Origin of the sequence: Glutamicibacter sp. FBE19, from assembly GCF_015524875.1 — a bacterium.
Taxonomy (GTDB): Bacteria; Actinomycetota; Actinomycetes; order Actinomycetales; family Micrococcaceae; genus Glutamicibacter; species Glutamicibacter halophytocola.
In genome coordinates, this window is sequence record NZ_JACKQN010000002.1 from 388,820 (window position 1) to 412,104 (window position 23,285).

Genomic DNA, 23,285 nt, shown 5'->3' on the forward strand with positions numbered 1-23,285 from the left:
GCGCTGCGCTCGCCGCGCGTGGCTAGAAGGTGGTCTTGTTGGATTGCGTGCCATCGATGACGGCGTAGTACGGCTCGGACCAGCCCGGCTCGATCACGCAAGGCAGGTCCGCGGAGGCCCGGCCGTTGCCGTTGACGTTGAAGGTCACGTTGTTATCGGAGAACATGCCGCCGGAGTGGTAGCACTGGGCCAGATAGGTATGCGTGCCTGGCGCGAAGTTGTAGAGCTCCACGTGGTACTTGTAGCAATCCGGGTCGCAGGTGGAATTCGAGTAGCCGTTGTAGTTCGGCCCCTTGGACAGGGTCACCGAACGGGCCGGCTTCGGGTTGGTCTTTTCGGTCTTGGACCAGGAGCGCGACTGCCCAGCGTTATCGCTGGCGATGACCTTGATGGTGCGATCGGTGGAGTAGCCAAGGCCGGTCACCTTTTGCGTGCCGTCATTCTTGGTATTGTTTCCGCCGATCTTCACGGTCTGGCTGACGGTGCGGCCATTGTCCTCGCCTGCATTGGTGTTCCAATTGAAGGTGATCCAGTCATCTCCGTGCGAAGCGGAGATATTGGCGTTATCGCGCAACGGGCCGTAGGCGCTTTCCTGGTTGCTGGCCGGGCTCGGCGACGCCGCGCCGGCAGCGTTGAGCGCCCGGACGCGCCAGGTGTGGGCGGTGCCGTTCGATCCGGTGTCGATCACCGCGCCGGGGCCGCCGAAGGACTTCCATGCCCCGCCGTCGGTGGAGTACTGGTATCCGGTGATCTTCGAGCCGTTGGATCCCGGAGCCTGGAAGTTCAGCTGCACCATCCGGTAGGCGCCGGTGGCCTTGGCGGCCACCGACGAGATGGTCTTGGGCCGCCCGTAGGGGGTGACCGCTGCCGAAGGCGAGCTCTGTGCAGAGGCGCCGACCCGGTTGCTCGCGGCAATGGTGAAGGTGTAGGAGCCGGAGGTGCTCAAGCCGGTGACGCTCTGGCTGCGCTGGTCGGCCGAGATCGAGCCCACGGTCTTGACCAGGGTGCCCGACTTGAATACGCGCAGGGTGTACCCGGTGATCGGTGCACCGTTGTTTCCCGGTGCAGTCCACGCCACGTTGACCACGCCGCCGTCCACCGCGGATTCCTTGCGGGCCGCGGTCGGCGCCGATGGCTTGAACGGCTTTCCGGCCGGGGTGACCGCAGCAGAGTAGGCGCTGAAGACCGAGGGCTTTGCGGCCTTGTTGACCGCGCGCACCCGGACTTGGTAGTCCGTGCCGTTTTTCAGGCCCTTCCAGACGTACGAGGTTCCGGTGATTCCGGTGACCTGGGTGATCCCGTTGCCGGGGGCCGGGGAGATTTCCAGCGTGTAGCTCTGGATCGCCGAACCGCGGCTGACCGGAGCGGTCCACTTGAACGCGGCCTGCGTATCGCCGCTGGTGCCGGTCGGCGCAGCAGGCTGCTCCGGCTCGACATCCGGGCGCGCATCGGCGGACTGGGCTGAGGCCGGGGATTCGCCGACCGCATTGGTGGCGGTCACGGTGAAGTTGTAGACCTTGTCGTTGGTCAAGCCGGTGATGGTGCAGGTGGTGGTGGCGCACTGCTGGGTGTGCCCGCCGCCGGTGACGGTGTAGTGCGTGATGGCCGAGCCGTTGTTGGCTGGCGGATCCCACTGCAGCACGGCCTTTTCATCGCCGGTGGATTGCACGCGTGGCAGGCCCGGTGCTTCCGGTGCGCCCTTGACGTTCAGGGTCACGGTGCCGATGACGTTGCGGGCCACATCCTCGGTGACATCGCCAATGGTGTATTCCACGCGCATCGTTCCCACGAAGTCGTCCTTCGGGGTGATCGCCACCTTGTCGCCCTTGACCTCGACATTCCCGGTGTCCTGCAGGGCGCGGGCATTGATCAGGCGCAACGGGCCCTGGTCGGCATACGGGTTGTGGTCATTGGCCAGGACGTCAACCACTTCGGTTTTGCCCTGGGCGGCATCGGCGACGTTATCGGCCACTGCCACCGGCAATTCGCGGTTGGAGCCGGTGACGGTCACCCTCATATTCGCTGCCACCGGCGGGTTCACCCCGTCGCTGACCGTCACCGAGACGGTGCCGCTGGTGCCCTTGGGCGTGGAGGCGTCGGCGCTGACCTTCAGCGTGTGGCCATCCACCAGCTGGGCGTCAACACCCTGGATTTCCACCGAGCCGACAGCGAACTTCAGCTTCGGGACATCTTCTTCATTGGCGTCGTTGGCGGCCATGCGAAGATCCAGGAGGGCAGGTTCCTCGCCCTGTCCGACGGACAGCGAGTTGGACTGCAGCGTTGGCGCGAAGTTCTTCTCGTCGGGCTGCTTTTCTTCCTCTTCTTCCTCTTCTTCCTTGCTCTTGCCGTCCTCGTTCTGGTCTTGTTCTTCGTCGCTATTGTCCTGGCCCGGGGCCGGGGTGACGTTGATTGGCACGGTGAGCTTGGACTTCAGGCCCTTTTCATCGTCAGGTCCCTCGCCGTCGGTCACCTCGAAGCTCACCGTGGCCGAACCGTCGAAATCAACCGGTGCGCGGAAGGAGAGCTCGGTGGCGGATTTGACCAATTCGCCATCGTTTTCCGGCATGGAGGCCACCGATTCCTCGGTGGTCAGCCGCGGGCTGCGCCCCTCGCGGACCAGAACCAGGTCTTCGAGGTTCAGCGGCAGGGTTTCACCGGCCTGCACTTCGAGCTTCAGGCCGCTGCGCAGGATCGGGCGGGCGCCAGCGGTTCCCGGAACATGCACGAAGGCGGTGGAGGTCAAGCCATCCGCGTCTTCCAATGAATAGGCAATGACCTGGGGCTGTTCACCGGCGGTGATCGCCAGGCCATCCTCGGTCACCTTGGCGCTGCCCGGGTTATCCGGCAGGCTGACCTTGAGTTCATCGGCGCTGCCATCGGGGTCCTCGTCATTGCGCAGGATGTCCACGGTGATCTCGTCGTTTTCGATGACCTGTTCCAGGGACACGCGGTCGTCGCGGGCAATAGGCGCGAGCAGCTGGGCCTGCGGATCGGATTTGATGCTCAGCGTTCCGGCCGCCGTGCCGCCACGGCCGTCGGAAATCATGTAGCGCACCGAAATGCTGCCGTCATCCGGTGGCGAGGTCAGCAGCACACGGCCATCGGCAACGCTCACATCCGCGCCTGATTCGCTGGAAACATCGCTCATCAGGGCGATGGGATCCCCATCGGGGTCGGTGTCGTTGTCCATGACGTCCACGGCCACGGGGCGGTCCGGGCGCACGGTGAGGAAGTCGTTGACCGCGACCGGGGAGTTATTGGTATCGGCCAGCGGAGCCACGCCAATCTTGATGGTTCCGGTGGCGCGGGCGCCGAGGCGGTCTTCCACGACGTAGCTGAACTCGTCGGTGCCCGAAGCATCGGGGTTGGCGGTGTAGTCGATGGAGCCATCGCGGATCTTGGCGGTTCCCAGGCGCGGCGAGTCGCCGAACTGCACCAGGGACACCGAGTCGCCGTCCGGATCGATGTCGTCGATTGGCACCTGCACGTTGGTGCTGGAGCCGGCAAATACGCGGCCGGTGACCGGTTCCGGATTTGGCGGGCTGTTCTTTTCCAGGTCGCTGGCTTCGGCCGCGGGCTGGATATTGAAGGTCACGGTAGCGCTGGTTTCCTGGCCATCGGGGCCAGCGACCGTATATACGGCAGAAACCTGCTTGGCCTTGCCGCCGAAGTCGCCTGCGCGGAAGCGGACGGTGTCATCGGCGACGGAAATGATGGACCCTTCGCCCAGGCCCTCGGTTTCTTCCAGCTTCGGGCGCAGGGTGAGTTCTCCGCCGTTGGGGTGGATGTCGTTTTCCAGCACCTTGACGGTGGCCACGTCGTTTTCACGAACGGTAACGGTATCCGGGTTGGCCTGCGGCGGGTCCATGCGCGGCGGCGCGGGAATCGGGATGACCCGGATGGAACCGGTGGCTTCGTGGCTGCCGTTGGAGACGGTGTAGCTGATGGTGGTGGGGTCGGTCAGGCCGCGCACGTCGGTAATGCGCACAAAGGTGTTGCGTTCAATGCTCGTGGAGAACGGCTTGTCCGTGGCGCTTTGCACGCCGGTGGCCACCAGCACGCCGCCGGCCGGGTCGGTATCGTTGCCCAGGACGTTGACCAGCACGTCTTGGCCTGCCGGCAGCAGGGCGACATCGCGCACGGCGATCGGGTCGGCGGCCTGCTCTTCGGGTTTCTTCACGTCGATGCGGGCCAGGCCCGGAGCGCTGGCCGGGCCGTTGGTGGCCATGTATTCCACGTAGTAGGTTCCGGCACGCTCGGCCTTGACGGTGACGGCTCCGGTTTGGGCGTTGGAGGCCAGTTCCAATCCGGGAACGTCATCAACGCCGGCCAGGCGCAGTCCGTCCCCGGTGGGGTCGGTGTCGTTCTCCAGCGGGCTGAAGCTTGCCGATTCGCCGATATTGGTGACCACGTGGTCGGTGGCGGTCACCGGCTTGATGGTGGATTCCGCCATCACCTCCACCAGGACACGGCCCTTGGTGCTTTCCTGGCCGTCGGAGACCTGGATGGCGACTTCCTTTTGCCCCAGCTTCTTGCCATCGTCCTGGAAGGTCATGGTGCCATCGGGCTGGACGCGGATCACGTCGTCGCCCTCGGAGGTTCCGCCCAGCAAGCGCAGGTCATCGCCTTCTGCATCGGTCCAGTCGGTGAGCAGGTTGTGGCTTACCGATTCGCCCTGCTGCACGCGCAGCACCGTGGTGCGCTGCTGTTCCGGTGCCTTGTTGGTGTCGTCGCCGACCACATTGAGCTTCACGGAGGCGGTGTCCTGCCCGCCGCGGCCATCTTTGGTGGTGTAGTTGAAGCTGGCCGATCCCTTGGCATCCTCGGGGACCACAATCTGGAAGCCGGTGCCATCATGCACTGGCTGGATGGCCCCCAAGGACGGGGAGGATCCTTCAATGGCCGCGGTCAGCAAATCGCCGTCCGGGTCCACATCGTTGTAGAGCACCGGCAACAAGGTGGTGCGCCCAGGGCGCACCGAGTACTGGTCGTTTTCGGCGATCGGCTTCTTGTTTTCCTCGGTGCGGTTGGGCAGCTCGATGGCGTCGGTGATTTCCTTGGTTTCTTCTTCCTTGGCTTCGCCTTCGCCGGCCGGTGGTTCCAGGTCGCTCCAGTTGCTGACGATTTCCATGCCCTCGTTGGCCAGCCACACCTGGCCCGAATGAACATCGTTGAGCACAACAACATCGCGGTTGACGCGGAAGGCCAGTTCTGCGCCCTCGGTCATTTCCGGGATGAGGGTGCGCTGGTTTCCAGCGGGATCATCGCAGAATCGCACGTATTCGCCGCTGGTCTGCCAGGCGGCGTAGGTGCACGAGCCAACGCGCACCGGTGCAATCGGGGTGCCGGCGGTGTCGACCTGCTCGTAGTTGGTGTCCTTGCCGGACAGCGAGACGGTGGCCAGCGATTGGTCCAGGGCAATGGCCACGTTATCGGAGTCCGGTCCCGGGGCCTGGATGCGGGCATTGGCTGCATTCTCCAAGGTGGCCTTGCCGCCTTCGGAGGTGACCAGTTCGCCGCTGGTGTCGTCGAAGACCACCGCAGTGTCTCCCACTGCGGAAAGCTGCGGCTTCTTCATGGACGTCAGCTCGGAGATTTCAAACTGCTCGCCGGCGACGGCCGCGCCGTCGTTGTCCAGGGTGAAGCTGGAAAGGATGCCGGCGGCATAATCGGCCGCCCAAATGGTGTCGTCGGTGCCCACCACGGCTCCGACGTCGCCTTCGGAGTCGATCAGGGGTTCAGCGCCTTCGCCTTTGAAGTCGCCGATATGTTCCAGGGAGCTGGCTTGCACCGTGCCGTGTTCTGCATCGGTGACCGCGACGACGGATGAGCCGAAGGAGAAGGTCGAGTTCGCGGGCAGGTTGTTGTCGCCAGCAAATTGAACCATGGATGGGTCAATGGTGGTCAGTGATGCCTGCTCCAGATTGCGGACCATCACGTTTTCCTCGTGCTGGACCAGGTCGTAGCTGGCCAGTGGCGTAGCTACGCCACCATCGATGGTGCGCGACTGGTAATTGACGTGGCCAATTTTGCCTTCGGACTGGTTAACCACCCAGACGCCGCCGTCGTTGAGTTCAACGTCAGCGGTTTCGAATCCGGGGTAGATAATGGCCCCGGTGACGGCGAGGGCCGCAGCTACCGGTATGGCAGTTGCTTTGAAACCGGTGCTTTTCAGCATGCCGGTCCAACCGGATGAGGCAGTTCTGGCCATTAAAGGTCATTCCTTGAATTGCTGGTACGAGTGCGCGCCGGCTGATGGTTTTTAATCACCGTATGCATAGTCAACGCCAACCAATTCTATCGATGCGATAAAAAGCGCGCCATGGTGACTTCTCCCCATGCGGGTGACTAGGCCGTTCGCTCACGAAATATTTTAACGGAACCTGCGGATATCCAGGTTTGGGGGTTCCAGGGAAAAACTCTTCAACAAATCTTTCATATCAACTACTCTTAGCTACATGACATCTCCCGCACCGCACCGCGAACCATCTGCGATCGACAAAATCGCCGAGGAGTTCTATCGCAAAAGCCTCGAGCTCACCCCCGAATGGGGTGTCTCCCTTGGCCTTCCCGGCTACGAATCCGCCTATGGCGATTACTCCCCCGCCGGCACTACCGGGCAAATCCGGCTCCTGAGCGACACCCTCAGTTCCCTGGCCAATGCCGCACCCGTTGATTCCGTGGATGAGGTCACCCTCGATGCCATGACCGAGCGCCTCGGGCTCGAATTGGAAATCCTGTTCACCGGCCGCACGGAACTGAATAACATCGCCAGCCCGGCCCAGGAAATCCGCTCGATCATCGATTTGATGCCCCAGGAGTCAGCAGAGGATTTCGCCTTTATCGCCCAGCGGCTCGAAAACCTGCCGGCAGCCATTGACGGCTATATTGCATCATTGCGTGATTCGGCAGCCAACTCGATGGTTCCCGCCAAGCGCCAGGTCCGGATTGTCACCACCCAATCAATTGACTACGCCAAGGACGGCGGATTCTTTGATCAGCTCGCTGTCGCTGGCAGTGCCGTTGATCCCGCCTTGGCCCAGCGCCTGGAACGCGGTTCCGAAGGCTCGAAACTCGCCTATCGCCGTTTAGCCGAATATCTGGATGCCGAGCTTCTGGCTCAGGCTCCGGAACAAGACGCCGTGGGGCGCGAATACTATGCCCTCATGTCCCGGCGATTCCTTGGCGCAACCGTCGACTTGGAAGAGACCTACGCCTGGGGCATTGCCGAGCTCGATAGCATCATCGCTGAACAGCAGCGTGTCGCCCAGCAAATCAAGCCGGGCTCGACCATCGACGAGGCTAAGCGCGTACTGAACGAGGATCCGGCCCGGAAGCTCAACGGCACCGATGCCTTGCGCGAGTGGATGCAGGACAAGGCCGACCAGGCCATCGCCGATTTAGCGGGAACGCACTTCGAAATCCCGGCGCCGATGGACCGCATCGAATGCATGATCGCCCCGACCCAGGACGGAGGGGTCTATTACACCGGACCGTCCGAGGACTTCACCCGTCCCGGGCGCATGTGGTGGTCGGTGCCACCAGGCGAGGACCAGTTCACCACTTGGGCCGAGCTGACCACGGTTTACCACGAAGGCGTGCCAGGACATCACTTGCAGATTGGCACGGCGCAGCTGCAAGCCGCGACCTTGAACAGCTGGCGCCGGTTGATGTGCTGGGTTTCGGGCCAAGGCGAAGGGTGGGCGCTGTATTCAGAACGGCTCATGCACCAGCTCGGCTATCTCGATGACCCCGGCGACTACATGGGAATGCTCGATGCACAGCGCCTGCGCGCGGCTCGAGTTGTTTTTGATATCGGCGTGCACCTCGGATTGCAGATGCCGCCACAGTGGGGCAAGGGCGCCTGGGACGCAGAGAAGGGCTACGAATTCCTGGAGCGGAACCTGGATCTTTCCAAGGGCCAGCTGGACTTCGAATACAACCGCTACCTGGGCTGGCCGGGACAGGCCCCATCCTACAAAATCGGCCAGAGGCTGTGGGAACAAATCCGTGATGAGTACGCGGCCACGGAAGGCGATGCCTTCTCGCTCAAGGAATTCCACACCGCCGCCCTGAAATTGGGATCGGTTGGCTTGGATACCCTCAAGCGCGCACTGCTGAAATAACCCGGATGGCAAAAACTGGGCCCGACTCACGTCGGGCCCAGTTTTTCATCCCTGGTAGCTGGAAATCTGGATCAGGTTGCCACAGGTATCGTCGAAAGTCGCGACAGTGACCGGGCCAGCCTCGGTAGGGTTCTGGGTGAATTCCACTCCCAAGCCAATCAGGCGCTCGTATTCAGCCTGGACATCATCAACTGCAAAGGACGTCACCGGGATCCCGTCGGCTTTTAGCGCTTCGCGATACGGGGAAACAGCTCTGTGTTCAGCCGGCTCAAGCAGAAGTTCCGTTCCGCCTTCTTGCTCGGGTGAAACGAGTGTCAGCCAGCTGAAGGGGCCCATGGGGATGTCGTGCTTGACCTTAAAACCCAGGACGCTGGTGTAGAACTCTTTGGCTTTCTCTTGGTCGGAGACAAAAATGCTGGTGATGTATACACGCATTGGCAATGGTCCTAACGGTCAACTGGTGCGCTCAGCAGCACACCACAGCGGCTATAAGCTGAAATTGCTCCCAACTCTTCCATATCAATGGCGAAGGTCAAGAAGAAAAGAGCTGGAATATATGCTCAAGCGGAAAGCAAACATGATCTGGCATGCGCCACCATGGTCAGGCACCTTGGCCTTGCTCATGCTGGTCATGCGCGAACTCCTGGTTTCGGCAACCAAGCTTGACGCGCAGTCATCGAAGCCGGCCTGATTGCACAGCCGGTGCCGCAAGCCGTATGCCATATGTTGCACCCGAGAATCCACTTGAAGCGCAGGACCGCATCTTGGCGCTGCTCGCCAGCGCGTTTTTTGTTGGCGACCGGACATGACGATTCTTTGCGGAATATCACTGAAATCCACCGCTGCCGCGCGGTAATTCGGTGGGCAAAAACACATTCGAGCCAGATTTGTCATTTTGCGTAACATCGACTGCGCTCGGCGTTGAAACCCCGCCTAGCCTTGAAAGCATGTCAAACGCCGCACCTTCATCTAAACTTCCCCGTTGGATGACCAGCTTCGGGCCGCAAATCATTGCCGGGCTGATTGCAGGTCTCGTCCTGGGACTCGTAGCCAAGTACACCGGCAGCACCGCCGAAGAACCCAATGGCTTGGGCCGCGCCCTGTCGATTATCGGATCCAGCTACGTTTCGCTGCTGCGCACTGCTGTCATCCCGCTGATTTTCTTTGCGGTAGTAGCTTCCATTGCCAACCTTTCGAAGGTCACCAATGCAGCCCGGCTGGCCTGGCAGACTCTCCTGTGGTTCGGCATTACCGCGCTGATCTCGGTAACCATTGGCATGATTCTGGGTGTTGCCTTCCAGCCCGGAGCAAATACCGGGCAGGAAGCTCCAGCGGAATATGCAGGCAAGACCGGCGATTGGCTCGGATTCTTGACCGGCCTGGTTCCTTCGAATTTCCTTGGCCTCGGTGCCAGCACTTCACTTGACGACGGAGCAGCCACGACCTCGGTCAGCTTCAACGTATTGCAGATCCTCGTGGTCGCAATCGCTGTCGGCGTTGCAGCCCTGAAGGTCGGCAAGGCCGCCGAACCGTTCCTGGCATTCTCTGCCTCGGCCCTGGCAATTATCCAGAAGGTCCTTTGGTGGATCATTCGTGTTGCCCCTATCGGCACTGTTGGCCTGATCGGTAACGCAGTGGCCACCTACGGCTGGGACACCATCGGCGCGCTGGGCAAGTTCACGGTGGCCATCTACGTTGGCCTGGCGCTGGTCCTCTTTGCCTTGTACCCGGTCCTGGTACGCAGCCACGGCCTGTCGGTCAAGCAGTACTTCTCAGGTGTTTGGCCAGCTGTTCAGCTGGGCTTCGTTTCCCGCTCCTCCATCGGCACCCTGCCGCTCACCCAGCGAGTGACCGAACGAAACCTGGGTGTTCCTTCGGGATACGCTTCGTTTGCCGTTCCGCTGGGAGCCACCACGAAGATGGATGGCTGCGCAGCAATCTACCCGGCGGTTTCCGCCGTATTTGTCGCCCAGTTCTTCAACATTGATCTGAGCATCACCGACTACGTCTTGATCGCTATCGTTTCGGTGCTCGGCTCCGCAGCTACCGCCGGCACCACCGGTGCTGTCGTCATGCTGACGCTGACGCTCTCCACCCTGGGCCTGCCGCTTGCCGGTGTTGGCCTATTGATGGCCGTTGACCCGATCATCGACATGGGTCGCACCGCGGTGAACGTTGCCGGACAGGCGCTGGTTCCGACCATTGTGGCCAAGCGCGAAGGCATTTTGGATCTGGACATGTACAACGCCCCTCGCAACGGCAACCCATTTGCCGACGAGTCAGCGCTGGCAGAAGATTCAATCGCGGAACCTGCCACCGCTCAGTAGCCTTGACTCAAGGCCAGTAGGCGTCCGAGCTCCTTGGCTCGGGCGCCTGCTTGTTTAACTGCGCCAGCGAAGCCCGGCGGCAAGAAAACAGCAACTTGCACAGCGTGCAAGTTTGCACGTAGTGTAAGTATGTGACTTCTCTCAGCACCGGTACCCGCCGAGAACAAAATAAACGGGCGACAAAACAGGCGATCGTCGACGCCGTTGCACAGCTTTTGCGCCAAGGCGCCGATTCCGCGCTGACCGCTCATCAAATCGCTGACGCCGCGGGGATTTCACGGCGCACCCTGTTCAACTACTTCCCCACTGTGGATGCCATCTATTCCTATCCCTTGCATCAGGTGCTCGACTCCATGGTGGAGTCCATGGGCATGGCTTCCAATTCAATTCCGCTGCTTGAGTCGATCATCCAAGCCCTGAAATCAGATGAAGTTACACAGCAGCTAGGCCAGGTGGCGCACTTTGGCGCTTACGTCATTGGGAATGAAGCCAATGGCTGCATCACAGCGAACGTGAACGAGTGGCAGCAAGCCACCATGGACGTTCTTGAGAAGCTTGGGCACAGATATCCCCAAGCCGACAGCTTCTCCATCCGGGTTCTCACCCATGCGCTTCTGGGAGCCGGCCAAGCCGCCTTTGATGAATGGATGGAACACATCCCAGCCAATCAAAACCAGAGCATGGACATCTCTCCGGAACTGCTTGCCACCTTCCATACGCTGGTCACAAAGGCCATGCACACCCTGGAACTAGGCTTCAACCATTTCCCGCTGACCAACACCTGCACTAGCACCTCGAAGGACATCTAAGCTCATGGCATCAATCCTTTACCGCCTGGCGCGATGGGCGCACCGCCACCGTTTGCGCGTCATTTCGATGTGGCTCGCGGCATTCATCTTCATTGGCGTTTGCGCCAGCTTGTTCATGGGACAGCTTTCAAATACGTTCACGCTGCCTGGCACGGAAACCCAGCGCACGCTGGACCGAATGAAGGAAGAACTCCCGGATCTGGCCGGTGGTTCAGGGTCGATCGTCTTCCGCGAGAGCACCGACAAGGCACTGAGCGAAGGACAGCAGAAGTCCATCGCCGAAGCCCTGGAACAGCTTTCCATGCATCCGCAGGTTGTCGATGCAATGAGCCCGTTCGACCTGCAAAAGCAGCTCGACAAGGCGCAACCAGAAATCGACAAGAATGAGAAGAAACTGGTTGATGGCCAGAAGAAACTCGATGATGCCAAAAAGCAGATTGCTGACGGCAAGGTCCAGCTCGAAGACGGCCGCAAGGACCTGACCAACGGTTGGGCCCAGTACTTTGACGGCGAGAAGAAGATCAAGGATGCCGAGCCGCAGATTGCAGCTGGGGAAAAGAAGCTGGCCGACAGCCGCGCACAGCTGGACGCCGGCCAAAAGGAGCTTGACTCGGGTGCCTCGCAGCTGGCTGCCGGCGAAGCCAAGTACAACGATGGCCTTGCCAAGTACAAGTCAGGCAAGAAGGCCTACGACTCGGGCCAGGCCCAGTACAACGCCGGCGAGCAAAAGCTTGATGCTGCGCAAAAGGAAATCACCAGCGGAGAGCAAGAGTACAAGTCCGGCATGCAGCAACTGCTTGGCGGCGCATCCCGCTCGGAATTCGAGTCCTCGCTTGCCACGGGCAAGACCAAGGCAACGACCGGCCTGAAAGAAGCAGAGGACGGCATGGCCCAGGCCAAGGCCGGGATCTCCCAGGCCGAATCCGCCATTGCCGCGCTGGGCGCGCAGATCCAGTCCACCGAGCAGGCCCTTGAACAAGCCAAAGCCGATGGTAATGAACAAGCCGTAGCTGATTACACCAAAACCCTGAACGGACTCAAGACCAGTCTGGCCGAGGCAGAAAAGGGCAAGGCCGCCGCCGAAGCTGGACTTTCGAAAGCCCAGGCTGGCAAGGACCAGGCCACAGCCGCGCTGGCGAAGATCGCCCAGGGCGAGGCCGGGCTGAAGCAGCTGGATGCTGCGCGCAAGAAGCTCGATGATGGCCAGGCCCAGGTGGATTCCGGCCGCAAGGAGCTGAAGGCCAACAGCAGCAAGCTCAGCGCCGCTAAAACGCAGCTCGCCGGCGCCAAGAAACAGCTGGACCAGGCGAAGTCGGAGATTGATGCCAACAAGGCCAAGCTGGCTCAAGGCCAAGCCGAACTGGATGCCGGACGAGCACAGCTGAATGCCGGGCAGAAGGAATTCGATCAGAAGAAGGCCGAATTCCTCAAGGGCAAGGCCGACTTGGCCAAGGCCAAGGAGAAGCTCGAAGCCGGCGAAAAAACCATCAAGGAAAAGACCGCTGAGCTGGAACAGGCCGAAAAGGACGTTGAAAAGGGCCAGAAGGATCTGGAAGCCGCCCATGCCGAGTTGCAGTTTGCTGCGCGCCAGGTAGGGGCCAACTCCGACATGCGTTTTGTCTCCGAAGACCAGAGCACCGCTGTCTCGCAAGTGAGTTTCAAGATTCAAACCGATGCGCTGACGCCCGCTGACCGCGAGCAGATCAAGGCCATTGCCGCCGGCCCGCAAGCCAATGGCGTCGAAGTCCTCTTCTCCAAAGAGATCATGCAAGACATGTCCCAGGTCTTTGGCTCATCGGAAATCATAGGCGTGGTGATCGCCGCCATCGTCCTGGTGGTCATGCTCGGCACGTTGATTGCCGCCGGCTTGCCGCTGCTCTTGGCCCTGCTGGGCGTGGGAGCCGGCGTGGGCACCACCATGGCCTTCTCATCGCTGATCGACATGGCCTCGATTACCCCGGCCTTGGCGCTGATGCTTGGCCTTGCCGTGGGCATCGACTATGCGTTGTTCATCATTCACCGGCACCGCACCCAGTTGCTGGCCGGAATGGACGTGGGCGAATCGATCGCACGCTCCGTGGGCACTAGCGGCAACGCGGTGGTCTTTGCCGGCTTGACCGTGATCATCGCCTTGGCTGCGCTAGCTGTGCCGGGCCTTCCATTCTTGACCGTGCTGGGCCTCTCGGCAGCCTTCACCGTCTTCTGCTCGGTGTTGTTGAACATCACCTTGCTGCCGGCGTTGTTGTCGCTGGCCGGCAGCCGGCTGGTTTCCAAGCGCGCCCGCCGCAAGGCTGCAGCATTGGCGGAGAACCCGGTCATCAAGGAACCATTCTCGGCCCGTTGGGTGCGCATGGTGACCAAGGTGGCCGTACCGGTGACCTTGCTGGTGGTCATTGTTCTTGGAGCCATTGCGCTCCCGGCGACCCAGATGCGTACCGCCCTGCCTGATGGCAGCGCGGAACCTGCGGACTCGCAGGCTTTCCAGGCCTTTGAACAGACCAGCGACAAGTTCGGCGCCGGCTATAACGGGCCGTTGCTGGTCCTGGCTGATCTGCCCGAGAACCTGACCAAGCGCCAGGCTGAGTCCAAGGCGCTGGATGTCGCCGACAAGCTTCGCGGCTATGACGGTGTGGTTGCCGCGATCCCGGTCGCCTTGACTGAGAACCACCGGCTCTCAGCGATTCAGGTCATCCCAACCGATGGCCCGTCCTCGGAACAGACCGAAGCCCTGGTTCACCAATTGCGTGAAGATTACTCGGAGTTCTCCGAGGCCACCGGAGCAGACATCGCGGTAACCGGCCAGGTTGCTGCCCAGATTGATGTCTCCGAGAAGGTTACGGCCGCGCTGGTGCCCTATCTGAGCATTGTGGTTGGCCTGTCGCTGATCCTGCTGTTGCTGGTCTTCCGCTCGATCGTCGTTCCCTTGCTGGCCACTGGCGGCTTCCTGTTGTCCCTGGCAGCGGCCTTCGGCGCCAGCGTCATGGTTTACCAGTTCGGCTGGTTCTCCGGCTTCTTCGACGTCAATGTTCCGGGACCGCTGCTCAGCTTCCTGCCGATCCTGCTCACCGGCATCCTCTTCGGCCTGGCCATGGACTACCAGGTATTCCTCGTGTCGGCGATGCGCGAACGCTACGCACATGGCGAGCCAGCGAAGGATGCGGTCCGCTCCGGATTCTCCATGGCGGCCCCGGTGGTCACCGCGGCGGCGTTGATCATGATTTCGGTCTTTGCCGGATTCGTCTTCTCGCACCTGGCCATGATCCGGCCGCTGGGCTTCGCGTTGGCCTTCGGCGTGCTCTTCGATGCGTTCATCATCCGCATGACGCTGATCCCGGCAGTGATGCATCTGCTGGGAGACAAGGCCTGGTACCTGCCGAAGTGGCTGGATAGGATTCTCCCAGACGTTGATGTGGAAGGATCGAAGTTGAATGAGCTGCTTGATTCCGAGGAATCAGCCTCTGACGATGACTACGACCAGGATTACACCAAGGAGAACGCCACCGTATGAGCACGCAGACCCGGACTCCCGCCCGGCTAGTACTGGCCTCCGCCTCGTGGGGACGCAAAAAAGTGCTCACCGACGCGGGCCTGCAATTCTCCACCCAGGTTTCGGCGGTGGATGAGGATGCAGTGCTGGCCACGGCCATTGACCGGCACGGCCAGCAGTCCCCTGCGCAGACAGCTCAGCTGCTGGCCCGAGCCAAAGCTGAAGATGTCGCCCGCGCCGGGCATCCTGCCGGGACGATGGTGCTCGGTTGCGATTCGGTCTTCGAGCTCGACGGCGTCGCCTATGGCAAACCGCATACCGAGCAGGTGGCCCGCGAACGCTGGCAGCAACTGAGCGGCTCGACCGGCGTGCTGCATTCGGGACATTGGCTGATCGACACGGCCAATCCGGAACAGGCCCGAGGCCAGGTCTCCTCCACCGTGGTTCACTTCTCCACCGTCAGCGATGCCGAGATCGAGGCCTACGTGGCCAGCGGGGAGCCGCTGCCCTGCGCCGGTGCATTCACCATCGATGGCCTGGCTGCCGCCTTCATCGAGTCCATTGAAGGCAACTTCCAGAACGTCGTGGGCCTGGACGTTTTTGTTCTTCGCGGCCTGCTGGACCAGGCCGGAGTCAGCATCGTGGACCTCTGGAAATAGCCGCTGGAAGCGCGCCTGGGAACTTTGTTCCTAGGCGCGTACTTCTTTGCTGGACAAAGTTGCCTCGTGGCTGAAGCCAAGCTGGCGCATCTGGTGGGTTTTGCATTGCCGGCACTGCAGATAGTGGACGATTCCGGTCGAGGTGTTGTGGCTTGATTGGATTTCCCAGCGGTGTTCATGTTCGCCGGATACAACCGTCTGCCCGGTCATGGAAATGCATTTTGTGGTGGTCATGAAATCAGCATGATGTAATGTCCTTATGCAACTCAACCCTTACGGAGAATATGCGGTGCTCCTCGCTGCATCCCTGGCCAATAATTGGCCTGGCGATCGCGATGAGATTGAGCAACGCACCAGGGAGGTGGGCATGACCATGCCTTTTCCCGAACGGCGCAATGACTATGGCGAAACCCGCGAGGTGATCGATGACTGGCTGCGCATCGTGGACGCGCCAACGGATGAGCAGCGTGCCGAACTGCTGAACCGGCAGATGGCCCGCGCCTCGGCATACCCGCGCATGGTGGATCACGACGGCGAAGGCTGGCATCTGCATTATCGCGATGACGGGCAGAGCCTGCCGCAGGTTCTGCGATCAGTCATCGCCGTGGGCACGGCCTTGCATCTGACCACCCGCGGCATGCAGCGGCTTCGTCGATGCGAGGCGGAACCCTGCGCCCAGGTAGTGGTGGACGTGACCCGCAACGGCCGCCAGCGCTACTGCTCGGTGCGCTGCGCCAACAGGGCCGCGGTGCGGCGGCATCGAAATCGGCAGCTCTAGCTTCTAGAAAACCACGATGTTTTCATGGATGCGCATCCAGCCTGCCTGTTCCAGTTCTGCGGTATCCGCGCCCGAGTGCACCAGCATCATTTTGGTCTTCGGCGTGCTCACCTCAACGATGACATCGGAGCCACCGGTTGCACCGCAACCGCCAACGCTTCCCTGGCTGGAATCCTCCTCGAACTTATACAGGCAAGCGGTCAACTGATCGGCCGAAGTCACGGCAAAGTAATCGGCACTGCCTTGGGAGAAAAGCAGCCTCACCGACCCGGCATCCAGGCCTTCCAGCTGCTCAACAGCACCAGGCCAGTGATCGGCTTCGCCGGCCGGCCTATCCACGGCAGGAATGCCCAAGGTCTGGGAACAAGCGGCGATCGGCAGCAGACCGACGAAGATCAGCGGTACGGCCATGAGCATTCGACGTTTCACGTGCAAGTCCTTTACTGGAGGCTTGCTCCCACCCTAATCCAGGGGATGCTTTCGCGCGAGAGCCGGCAGCCATGGAAGATCGACGTAGATATTTTGTAGGATTCCTCCAAACTTTTCGAGCAAACACCCGGGTTTGACCGCTTAACTACATATAGTTCCCACAAAAACGATAGGCTCCTAGGTGAGAAACCCTATTTTTGAAGACAAGGTTCATGATGAATCCATTGACGAAGGTGCTAATCGCCAACCGCGGCGAGATTGCAGTGCGCATTATCCGTGCCGCACGCGATGAAGGAATCGAGTCCGTAGCGGTCTACGCTGACTCCGACCGCGATGCACTGCATGTGCGTTTGGCTGACGAAGCCTACGCACTGGGAGGCACCACCGCCGCCGAGTCGTACCTTCGCATTGAGAAAATCCTGGATGCCGCAGAACGCTCCGGCGCAGACGCCATCCACCCGGGCTACGGCTTCCTCTCGGAAAACGCCGAATTCGCCCAGGCCGTGATCGACGCTGGCCTGACCTGGATCGGCCCATCGCCGCAGTCCATCGACCAGCTGGGCGACAAGGTCAAGGCCCGCCATATTGCCGAAAAGGTTGGTGCTCCCCTGGTCCCTGGAACCAAGGATCCGGTGGCCTCGGCGGAAGAGGTCTACACCTTCGCCGACGAGCATGGCCTGCCACTGGCCATCAAGGCCGCCTACGGTGGCGGCGGGCGCGGCATCAAGGTCGTTCGCAACCGCGAAGAAATCGGCGAGCTCTATGACTCGGCAGTTCGCGAAGCAGTGGCCGCCTTTGGCCGCGGCGAATGCTTCATCGAACGCTTCCTGGATGCACCACGCCACGTGGAAACCCAGTGCCTGGCGGACGCACACGGCAATGTCGTGGTCGTCTCCACGCGCGACTGCTCGCTGCAGCGCCGCAACCAGAAGCTGGTTGAAGAAGCACCAGCGCCATTCTTGAGCGAAGAGCAGACCACCCGCCTCTACGAGGCCTCCAAGGCGATCCTGCGCGAAGCCAAGTACACCGGCGCCGGCACCTGCGAGTTCCTGGTGGGCCAGGACGGCGTGATTTCCTTCCTTGAGGTCAACACCCGCCTGCAGGTGGAGCACCCGGTGTCCGAGGAAGTCACCGGGCTGGATCTGGTCCGCGAGCAGTTCCGCATCGCCCGTGGCGAAGAACTCGGCTACACCGATCCAGAAGTTAGTGGCCACTCCTTCGAATTCCGCATCAACGGCGAGGATGCCGGTCGCAACTTCATGCCAACCCCGGGCACCATCACCAAGATGAATCTGCCTTCCGGTCCAGGCGTTCGAGTTGACTCCGGGATCGAGCAGGGCGAGAGCGTCTCGGGGAACTTCGACTCGATGATCTCCAAGCTGATCGTTACCGGCGGCACCCGCGAGGTCGCTGCCGCGCGTGCGCGCCGCGCGCTGGAAGAATTCCAGATCGAAGGCATGGCCACCGTTCTGCCATTCCACCGGGCCGTGATGAGCGACCCGGCTTTTGTTCCTGCAAAGGGCCCCTTCAAGGTCCACACTCGCTGGATCGAAACAGAATTCAACACCGCCATTGAACCTCACCCCATGCCAGGGGCAGAGACTGAGGCCGAGGACAACGAGCGCACCAGCGTCACCGTTGAGGTGGATGGCAAGCGCTTGGAAGTGACCTTGCCCTCGTCCCTGGGCTCGATGTCCTCCAATGGCGCGGAACGCGCTGCGGGCAAGAAGAAGCGCAAGTCCGGCCGCAAGGCTGCTGCAGGCTCCAGCGCCAACAGCGCCGAGCTGCGCTCGCCAATGCAGGGCACCATCGTCAAGGTAGCCGTGGAAAACGGCACCGAAGTTGCCCAGGGCGACCTGATTGTCGTGCTGGAGGCCATGAAGATGGAACAGCCAATCACTGCCCACCGCGATGGCGTGGTCAACGGATTGGCAGTAGCTGCTGGCGAGACCCTGTCCTCGGGCGCTGTGATCGCCACGATCGACGACGCCAGCTAGAGGCCTTCGCCACAAGCTGCGGGTTGCTCCCAGTGCATTTGCACGGGGAGCAACCCGCAGCTTTTTTGTGCACTACGGCGCGCCGCTTATTCGGCGGTTGTTCCGTGCCGGGCCCAATGCTCCATGGACGTTCTAAGATGGTCTGGCATGAGCAAGAATTTCGGCTCGAGTTCTTCCCACCCAGCCATCTTTGCTTGCCTCGCACAGCCCTGGTGGACGGCATCAATTTCCTGTTGTTCATTCAGTCCGCCGCCGTCCTCCCCCACCAGGCTCAAATGATAGATCCACACGGAGCCATCAGCCTCAACATGGCGGAACGAGGCCTCGAACGCTGAACGCTGCTCGGACAAGGTGGCCTCGCACTCCTCATAGCGCTCATTCAGGGTATTCATCCATGCTTGGAACATCTGGTCCTGTCCGTCGAGAATCCGCGAGCGGCTCAATTCCAAGCGCATTCCCGGCGGCACCGAGGAAGGCATGGAAAATCCCGGGAAGTCTCGCGGCGTCGGGGCAAACTCGATGCCGGGCTGGTCCTCTTCCATGGCCTGGACCTTTCTGCTTCTGGGATTTTCCGCCGGTGAAGGCTACTGGCGAGCAAGCCAATCAGTGAAAGTTTCTTGCCCGAGACGAGCGGAGCTATCTGGAAGGATTCCGCCATTGCGCATCGCCTTGCCCATGGCTCCGGGAATCGGAACTTCAATGATCTTCGAGTTTTTCCCCTGGTGCTTCAGATACTGGGCAAAAAGCTCTGGCATTTCTTCTTTCTTCGGACCGGCAAGGTCCTGCACCACTCCCTGGGCCGGCGCGAGGGCCAGTTCAATCAGGGCGGCCGCAACTTCGGCACCTGCGATCGGCTGCAGGCTCATTTTCGGGGCCATCTGCACCGGCCCTGCGCCTAGCCGGTCGATATTCTGTCCCACGAATTCGTGGAATTGGGTGGCGCGCAAGATCGTGTAGCCTCCTTCGAGGATCTGCAGCATGCGCTCCTGCGCCGCCTTGCCGGCATAGTATCCAGAGTCGATCTTGGCAGCGCCCACGATTGAGAGCGCCACGTGGTTTTGCACGCCGGCCTCGCGCCCGACCCGGATGAGGTTCGCGGTGGACTGCGTGAAATAGCGCATTGATGCAGAAGCGCTCGTGGTTGAAGAGCCAGAGACGTCAATGACCGCCTCGCAGTCGACCAGCCACTGCTTCACCGAGTGGTAGTTGGTCAAATCGCAGCCTGCTGACCGTGCGAGCACCACCGGCTCGTGGCCCAGGGCGGCGAGCTTCTCCACGACTTGCCGGCCGAGAACTCCGGTTCCTCCTGCAACTGCAATGCGCATGGCTGCTCCCTTTCGAAAGAATTGGCTTACCCGCCCATACTTGCACACTAATTTTTAGATGCAATAGGGCAAGGCCTGGCAGATCATCTGATGATCTGCCAGGCCTTGCCCTAGTCAATGCGCAATCTATTTACTCGATGTACTCTTCCAAGTCGACATCCGAGGTGTCGCGAGTCAGGAACAGTGCGACCAAAGTCAGCGCGGCGCCCAGGGCCAGGTAGAGTCCCACGCCCATGGTGTTGCCGCCTCCGGCCTTCCAAAGGGCCACTGCGACGAAGGAGGCAGGAGCCGCACCGATCACCGAGGACAGGTTGTAGGCCACAGCCGACCCCGTGTAGCGCACGTTCGATGGGAACAGCTCTGGAAGGTAGGCAGCCATCGGGCCGAAGGTCAGTCCCATCAGGGTGAAGCCGATGATCAGACCTGCCATGGCGGCAGCCTGTCCTGGTCCGAAGAACAGGGTCCAGGCCAGGCCGAAGACCAAGATGCCGGCCGAAACCCAGATCAGGAACTTGCGGCGTCCGAATTTCTCGGCCAAGGGCCCGGAAACCACGGTGAAGATGCCGAAGAAGACTACGCCGATGATCAGCATGGTCAAGAAGGTCGGGCGTTCAATTCCCAGGCCTGGAACGAATCCGGCGGCGTCGAAGGCCTTGCCCTTGGCTTCCGCGGCGGCGGTGGCCTGCTCGATGCTGGCAGGCTGGGTGCCGTAGGTCAGGGTGAAGGAGGTCATCAGGTAGAACAGCACGTAGGTTGCGAGCATGATGAAGGTGCCGGCCAAGGTTGGGCGCCAGTGCTTCTTCATGGTGACCGCGAATGGCGACTTGACGACCTTCTTCTGATCCAGGACCTTCTGGAAGGACGCGGATTCAACCAGCTTCAGGCGGACCCACAGGCCGATGATCACCATCACCGCGGAGAAGAAGAATGGAATGCGCCAGCCCCATGCCTGGAACTGTTCCGGGGTGCTCCAGGTTTGCAGCGCTACGAACATCAAGTTGGCAATGATGAAGCCAATCGGAGCTCCCAGCTGCGGGAAGGTGCCGTAGATGGCCCGCTTGTTCTTCGGGGCGTTCTCGGTAGCCAGCAGCGCGGCTCCGGACCATTCGCCGCCCAGCGCCAGGCCCTGGGCGAAGCGCAGGAGCACCAGAGCCGTCGGAGCCAGCACCGTCCAGCTCCCGGCCGCAGGCGGCAGGAAGCCAATGAGGAAGGTGGCAATACCCATCAGCAGCAGCGATGCAACCAGGGTTCCCTTGCGACCCAGCTTGTCGCCGTAGTGGCCGAAGATAATCGACCCAAGCGGGCGGGCGACGAAAGCGACACCGAAGATCGCAAACGAGGAGAGGATCGCGTTGATGGCGGTGGCGTTCGGGAAGAACAGCGCCGGGAACACGAGCACCGACGCAGTGGCGTAGGCGTAGAAATCGAAGAATTCGACCGTAGTGCCGATCATGCTGGCAAACAGCACGCGTCCGCGTGAGTTCTCCTTTGGCACCACCGTCTGGTTAGCCTGCGACATTGAGGCTGCTCCTTAGAGTGGAAGTACGAGTGAGTCGTTCATTTACGAATGTCACAATCTTAAACCTCAATGACCAGTATTCGGATATTCATGTCCGCTATTTGGACACCAAAGGCTCCGTTAGCGATCGCCAGCACGCCATTCCCCATCTAACTAGCGGGTATTTAGGCGTTCACATAATGAGACGTGGCAAGCTTGAACGGGAACTCAACTTATACCAAATAGCGGGCCAAATGTGAATACCGTCACAATATCCTAGCAATGCGCAGTTAACACAGCAACGGCGGCATCTGGCGTGAAAACGCCGATGCCGCCGTTGCTGAAAGCGGTGATTAGCTGTGACGGTGCAGGCGGCGCGCCGCCTCTGCCAATGAGCCAGACAGCGATGGATACACGGTGAACGTCTCAGCCACATCGTCCACGTGCAGGCCGTTCTGGACCGCGAGGGCCAGGGAGTAGATCAGCTCACTGGCTCGTGGAGCGACTACCACGCCGCCAATAACGGTGCCCGAGCCCTTGCGCGAAACGATCTTCACGAAGCCGTGCTCCACGTTCATCATCTTTGCGCGGGCGTTGGCGTTCAAATCAACCTTGATGATATTCGCCTGGTACTTGCCTTCCGCTACCGCACGCTGGGTCACGCCAACGGTTGCGATTTCAGGAGACGTGAAAACGTTGGACGCCACCAGGTCGAGGTTCAAGGGCTTGACCGAGTCACCGAGCAGGTGGGCTACGGCAATGCGGCCCTGCATCGCGGCCACGGAGGCCAGTGCAAAGACGCCGGTGCAGTCACCGGTGGCGTAGATGTTGGTGGCGGTAGTGCGCGAAACGCCATCAACCATGATATGCCCGGACTCGGTGAGCTGCACGCCAGCTTCTTCCAAGCCGAGATTTGCGGTGTTCGGGATGCCGCCGACCGCTACCAGGCAGTGGCTTCCTTCCAGCACGCGCCCGTCAGCCAGGGTCACGAAAACCTTGTCGCCCTTGCGCTCCACGCCATCTGCGCGCGCCTGGGATACAACGTTGACCCCGTTTTCCTTGAATGCGTCTTCCAGCACGCCAGCCGCGTCGGCATCCTCGCCAGGCAGCACGCGGTCGCGCGAGGAGACCAGGGTGACCTTGGCGCCGAGCAGGTTGTAGGCCGAGGCGAACTCGGCACCGGTAACACCGGAGCCGACAACGATCAGGTGCTCTGGCACCTCGTTCATGTTGTAGATCTGGGTCCAGTTGAAAATGCGTTCGCCGTCAGGCTTGGCAGTGGACAGCTCGCGCGGGTGGGCGCCAACCGCAACCAGGATGGCATCAGCGTCAATGGTCTGCTCCGAGCCGTCCGGGTGGGAAACAGCCACGGTGTTCCGGTCGAGCAGGCGGCCTTCGCCGATGACGATGCGAACGCCATTGCGCTCCAGGCCGGTGCGGATATCCGAGGACTGCTCCTTGGCAAGGTCCAGCAGGCGGTGGTTGACGACCGAGAAGTCGGTCACTGCCGAGTCCAGCCCATCAACATGGACGCCAAAGGCCTCGGCCTGCTTCACGCGGCGCACAGCGTCGGCGGTGGCAATCAGGGTCTTGGACGGTACGACATCGGTCAGCACAGCTGAACCGCCCATGCCGGCACGCTCTACCACGGTGACATTTGCGCCCAATTGGGCTGCGCCCATGGCAGCTTCATAGCCGCCTGGTCCGCCACCGAGAATAACTAAACGGGTTGCTTCATTCGTACGATCTGCGCTCACAAATTCCATTGTTCACCATGTCGGTTCAATGCGCACATCGAAAGCCCTTATTTGGACGTGATATTGGTTCTGAAGCACTAGCTTCACCTGACA

General features: G+C 61.1%; 16 protein-coding genes. 8 read left to right on the forward strand and 8 right to left on the reverse strand.

All coding sequences use genetic code 11. The annotated features are described in order from the left end of the window. Positions 1-22: 22 nt before the first annotated feature. Positions 23-6,211, reverse strand: coding sequence for an Ig-like domain-containing protein (locus H6F58_RS05475; RefSeq protein ID WP_195181278.1), 6,189 nt, complete (start codon positions 6,209-6,211; stop codon positions 23-25). A gap of 247 nt (positions 6,212-6,458) precedes the next feature. Between H6F58_RS05475 and H6F58_RS05480 the strand changes: the two genes are divergently transcribed. After that, complete coding sequence (locus H6F58_RS05480) at positions 6,459-8,126, forward strand: DUF885 domain-containing protein (RefSeq protein WP_195181279.1); 1,668 nt, start codon at positions 6,459-6,461, stop codon at positions 8,124-8,126. A 45-nt stretch (positions 8,127-8,171) separates the two neighbouring features. On the opposite strand, the gene H6F58_RS05485 is transcribed toward H6F58_RS05480, so the two are convergent. Next, a complete protein-coding gene (locus H6F58_RS05485) occupies positions 8,172-8,561 on the reverse strand; it encodes a VOC family protein (protein WP_146277866.1) in 390 nt (129 codons plus the stop codon). Positions 8,562-8,682: 121 nt separating this feature from the next. Here H6F58_RS05485 and H6F58_RS18295 point away from each other — a divergent pair, with 121 nt between their 5' ends. The 5 genes from H6F58_RS18295 (at position 8,683) to H6F58_RS05505 (ending at position 15,408) form a co-directional block, all read left to right on the forward strand. Next, positions 8,683-8,817: a hypothetical protein gene (locus H6F58_RS18295; protein WP_261382926.1), complete on the forward strand. Its 135-nt coding sequence runs from the start codon at positions 8,683-8,685 to the stop codon at positions 8,815-8,817. 256 nt (positions 8,818-9,073) lie between these two features. Continuing rightward, the gene (locus H6F58_RS05490; RefSeq protein WP_146277865.1) at positions 9,074-10,453 is read left to right on the forward strand and encodes a dicarboxylate/amino acid:cation symporter; all 1,380 of its coding nucleotides are present in this window, start codon (positions 9,074-9,076) and stop codon (positions 10,451-10,453) included. A 131-nt stretch (positions 10,454-10,584) separates the two neighbouring features. Beyond that, positions 10,585-11,262 (forward strand): TetR family transcriptional regulator, encoded by a 678-nt coding sequence (locus H6F58_RS05495; RefSeq protein WP_146277864.1) that lies wholly within the window; start codon positions 10,585-10,587, stop codon positions 11,260-11,262. A 4-nt stretch (positions 11,263-11,266) separates the two neighbouring features. Continuing rightward, complete coding sequence (locus H6F58_RS05500; RefSeq protein WP_146277863.1) at positions 11,267-14,770, forward strand: MMPL family transporter; 3,504 nt, start codon at positions 11,267-11,269, stop codon at positions 14,768-14,770. After that, on the forward strand, positions 14,767-15,408 hold the full coding sequence (locus H6F58_RS05505; protein ID WP_146277862.1) for a nucleoside triphosphate pyrophosphatase: 642 nt from the start codon (positions 14,767-14,769) through the stop codon (positions 15,406-15,408). Before H6F58_RS05500 ends, H6F58_RS05505 begins: the two co-directional genes overlap by 4 nt. A 30-nt stretch (positions 15,409-15,438) precedes the next feature. On the opposite strand, the gene H6F58_RS05510 is transcribed toward H6F58_RS05505, so the two are convergent. Then, positions 15,439-15,642 (reverse strand): hypothetical protein, encoded by a 204-nt coding sequence (locus H6F58_RS05510; RefSeq protein ID WP_206693474.1) that lies wholly within the window; start codon positions 15,640-15,642, stop codon positions 15,439-15,441. Positions 15,643-15,667: 25 nt separating this feature from the next. Between H6F58_RS05510 and H6F58_RS05515 the strand changes: the two genes are divergently transcribed. Beyond that, entirely contained in the window at positions 15,668-16,186 is a 519-nt protein-coding gene (locus H6F58_RS05515) for a CGNR zinc finger domain-containing protein (RefSeq protein ID WP_195181280.1), read from the forward strand. 3 nt (positions 16,187-16,189) lie between these two features. Here H6F58_RS05515 and H6F58_RS05520 read toward each other — a convergent pair whose 3' ends face one another. After that, complete coding sequence (locus tag H6F58_RS05520) at positions 16,190-16,615, reverse strand: hypothetical protein (RefSeq protein WP_195181281.1); 426 nt, start codon at positions 16,613-16,615, stop codon at positions 16,190-16,192. Positions 16,616-16,830: 215 nt separating this feature from the next. Here H6F58_RS05520 and H6F58_RS05525 point away from each other — a divergent pair, with 215 nt between their 5' ends. Next, positions 16,831-18,612, forward strand: a complete 1,782-nt coding sequence (locus H6F58_RS05525) for a biotin carboxylase N-terminal domain-containing protein (RefSeq protein ID WP_195181311.1) — start codon at positions 16,831-16,833, stop codon at positions 18,610-18,612. An 86-nt stretch (positions 18,613-18,698) separates the two neighbouring features. Here the strand turns inward: H6F58_RS05525 and H6F58_RS05530 are convergent, their stop codons facing one another. From H6F58_RS05530 to H6F58_RS05545, 4 genes are all read right to left on the reverse strand, one after another. Beyond that, entirely contained in the window at positions 18,699-19,154 is a 456-nt protein-coding gene (locus tag H6F58_RS05530) for a DUF6176 family protein (RefSeq protein ID WP_244652326.1), read from the reverse strand. Between the two features lie 42 nt (positions 19,155-19,196). Beyond that, on the reverse strand, positions 19,197-19,937 hold the full coding sequence (locus H6F58_RS05535; RefSeq protein ID WP_195181282.1) for an NAD(P)H-binding protein: 741 nt from the start codon (positions 19,935-19,937) through the stop codon (positions 19,197-19,199). A gap of 130 nt (positions 19,938-20,067) precedes the next feature. Beyond that, complete coding sequence (locus tag H6F58_RS05540) at positions 20,068-21,456, reverse strand: MFS transporter (RefSeq protein ID WP_195181283.1); 1,389 nt, start codon at positions 21,454-21,456, stop codon at positions 20,068-20,070. A gap of 332 nt (positions 21,457-21,788) precedes the next feature. After that, complete coding sequence (locus H6F58_RS05545; protein ID WP_348536371.1) at positions 21,789-23,192, reverse strand: NAD(P)H-quinone dehydrogenase; 1,404 nt, start codon at positions 23,190-23,192, stop codon at positions 21,789-21,791. Positions 23,193-23,285 lie beyond the last annotated feature (93 nt).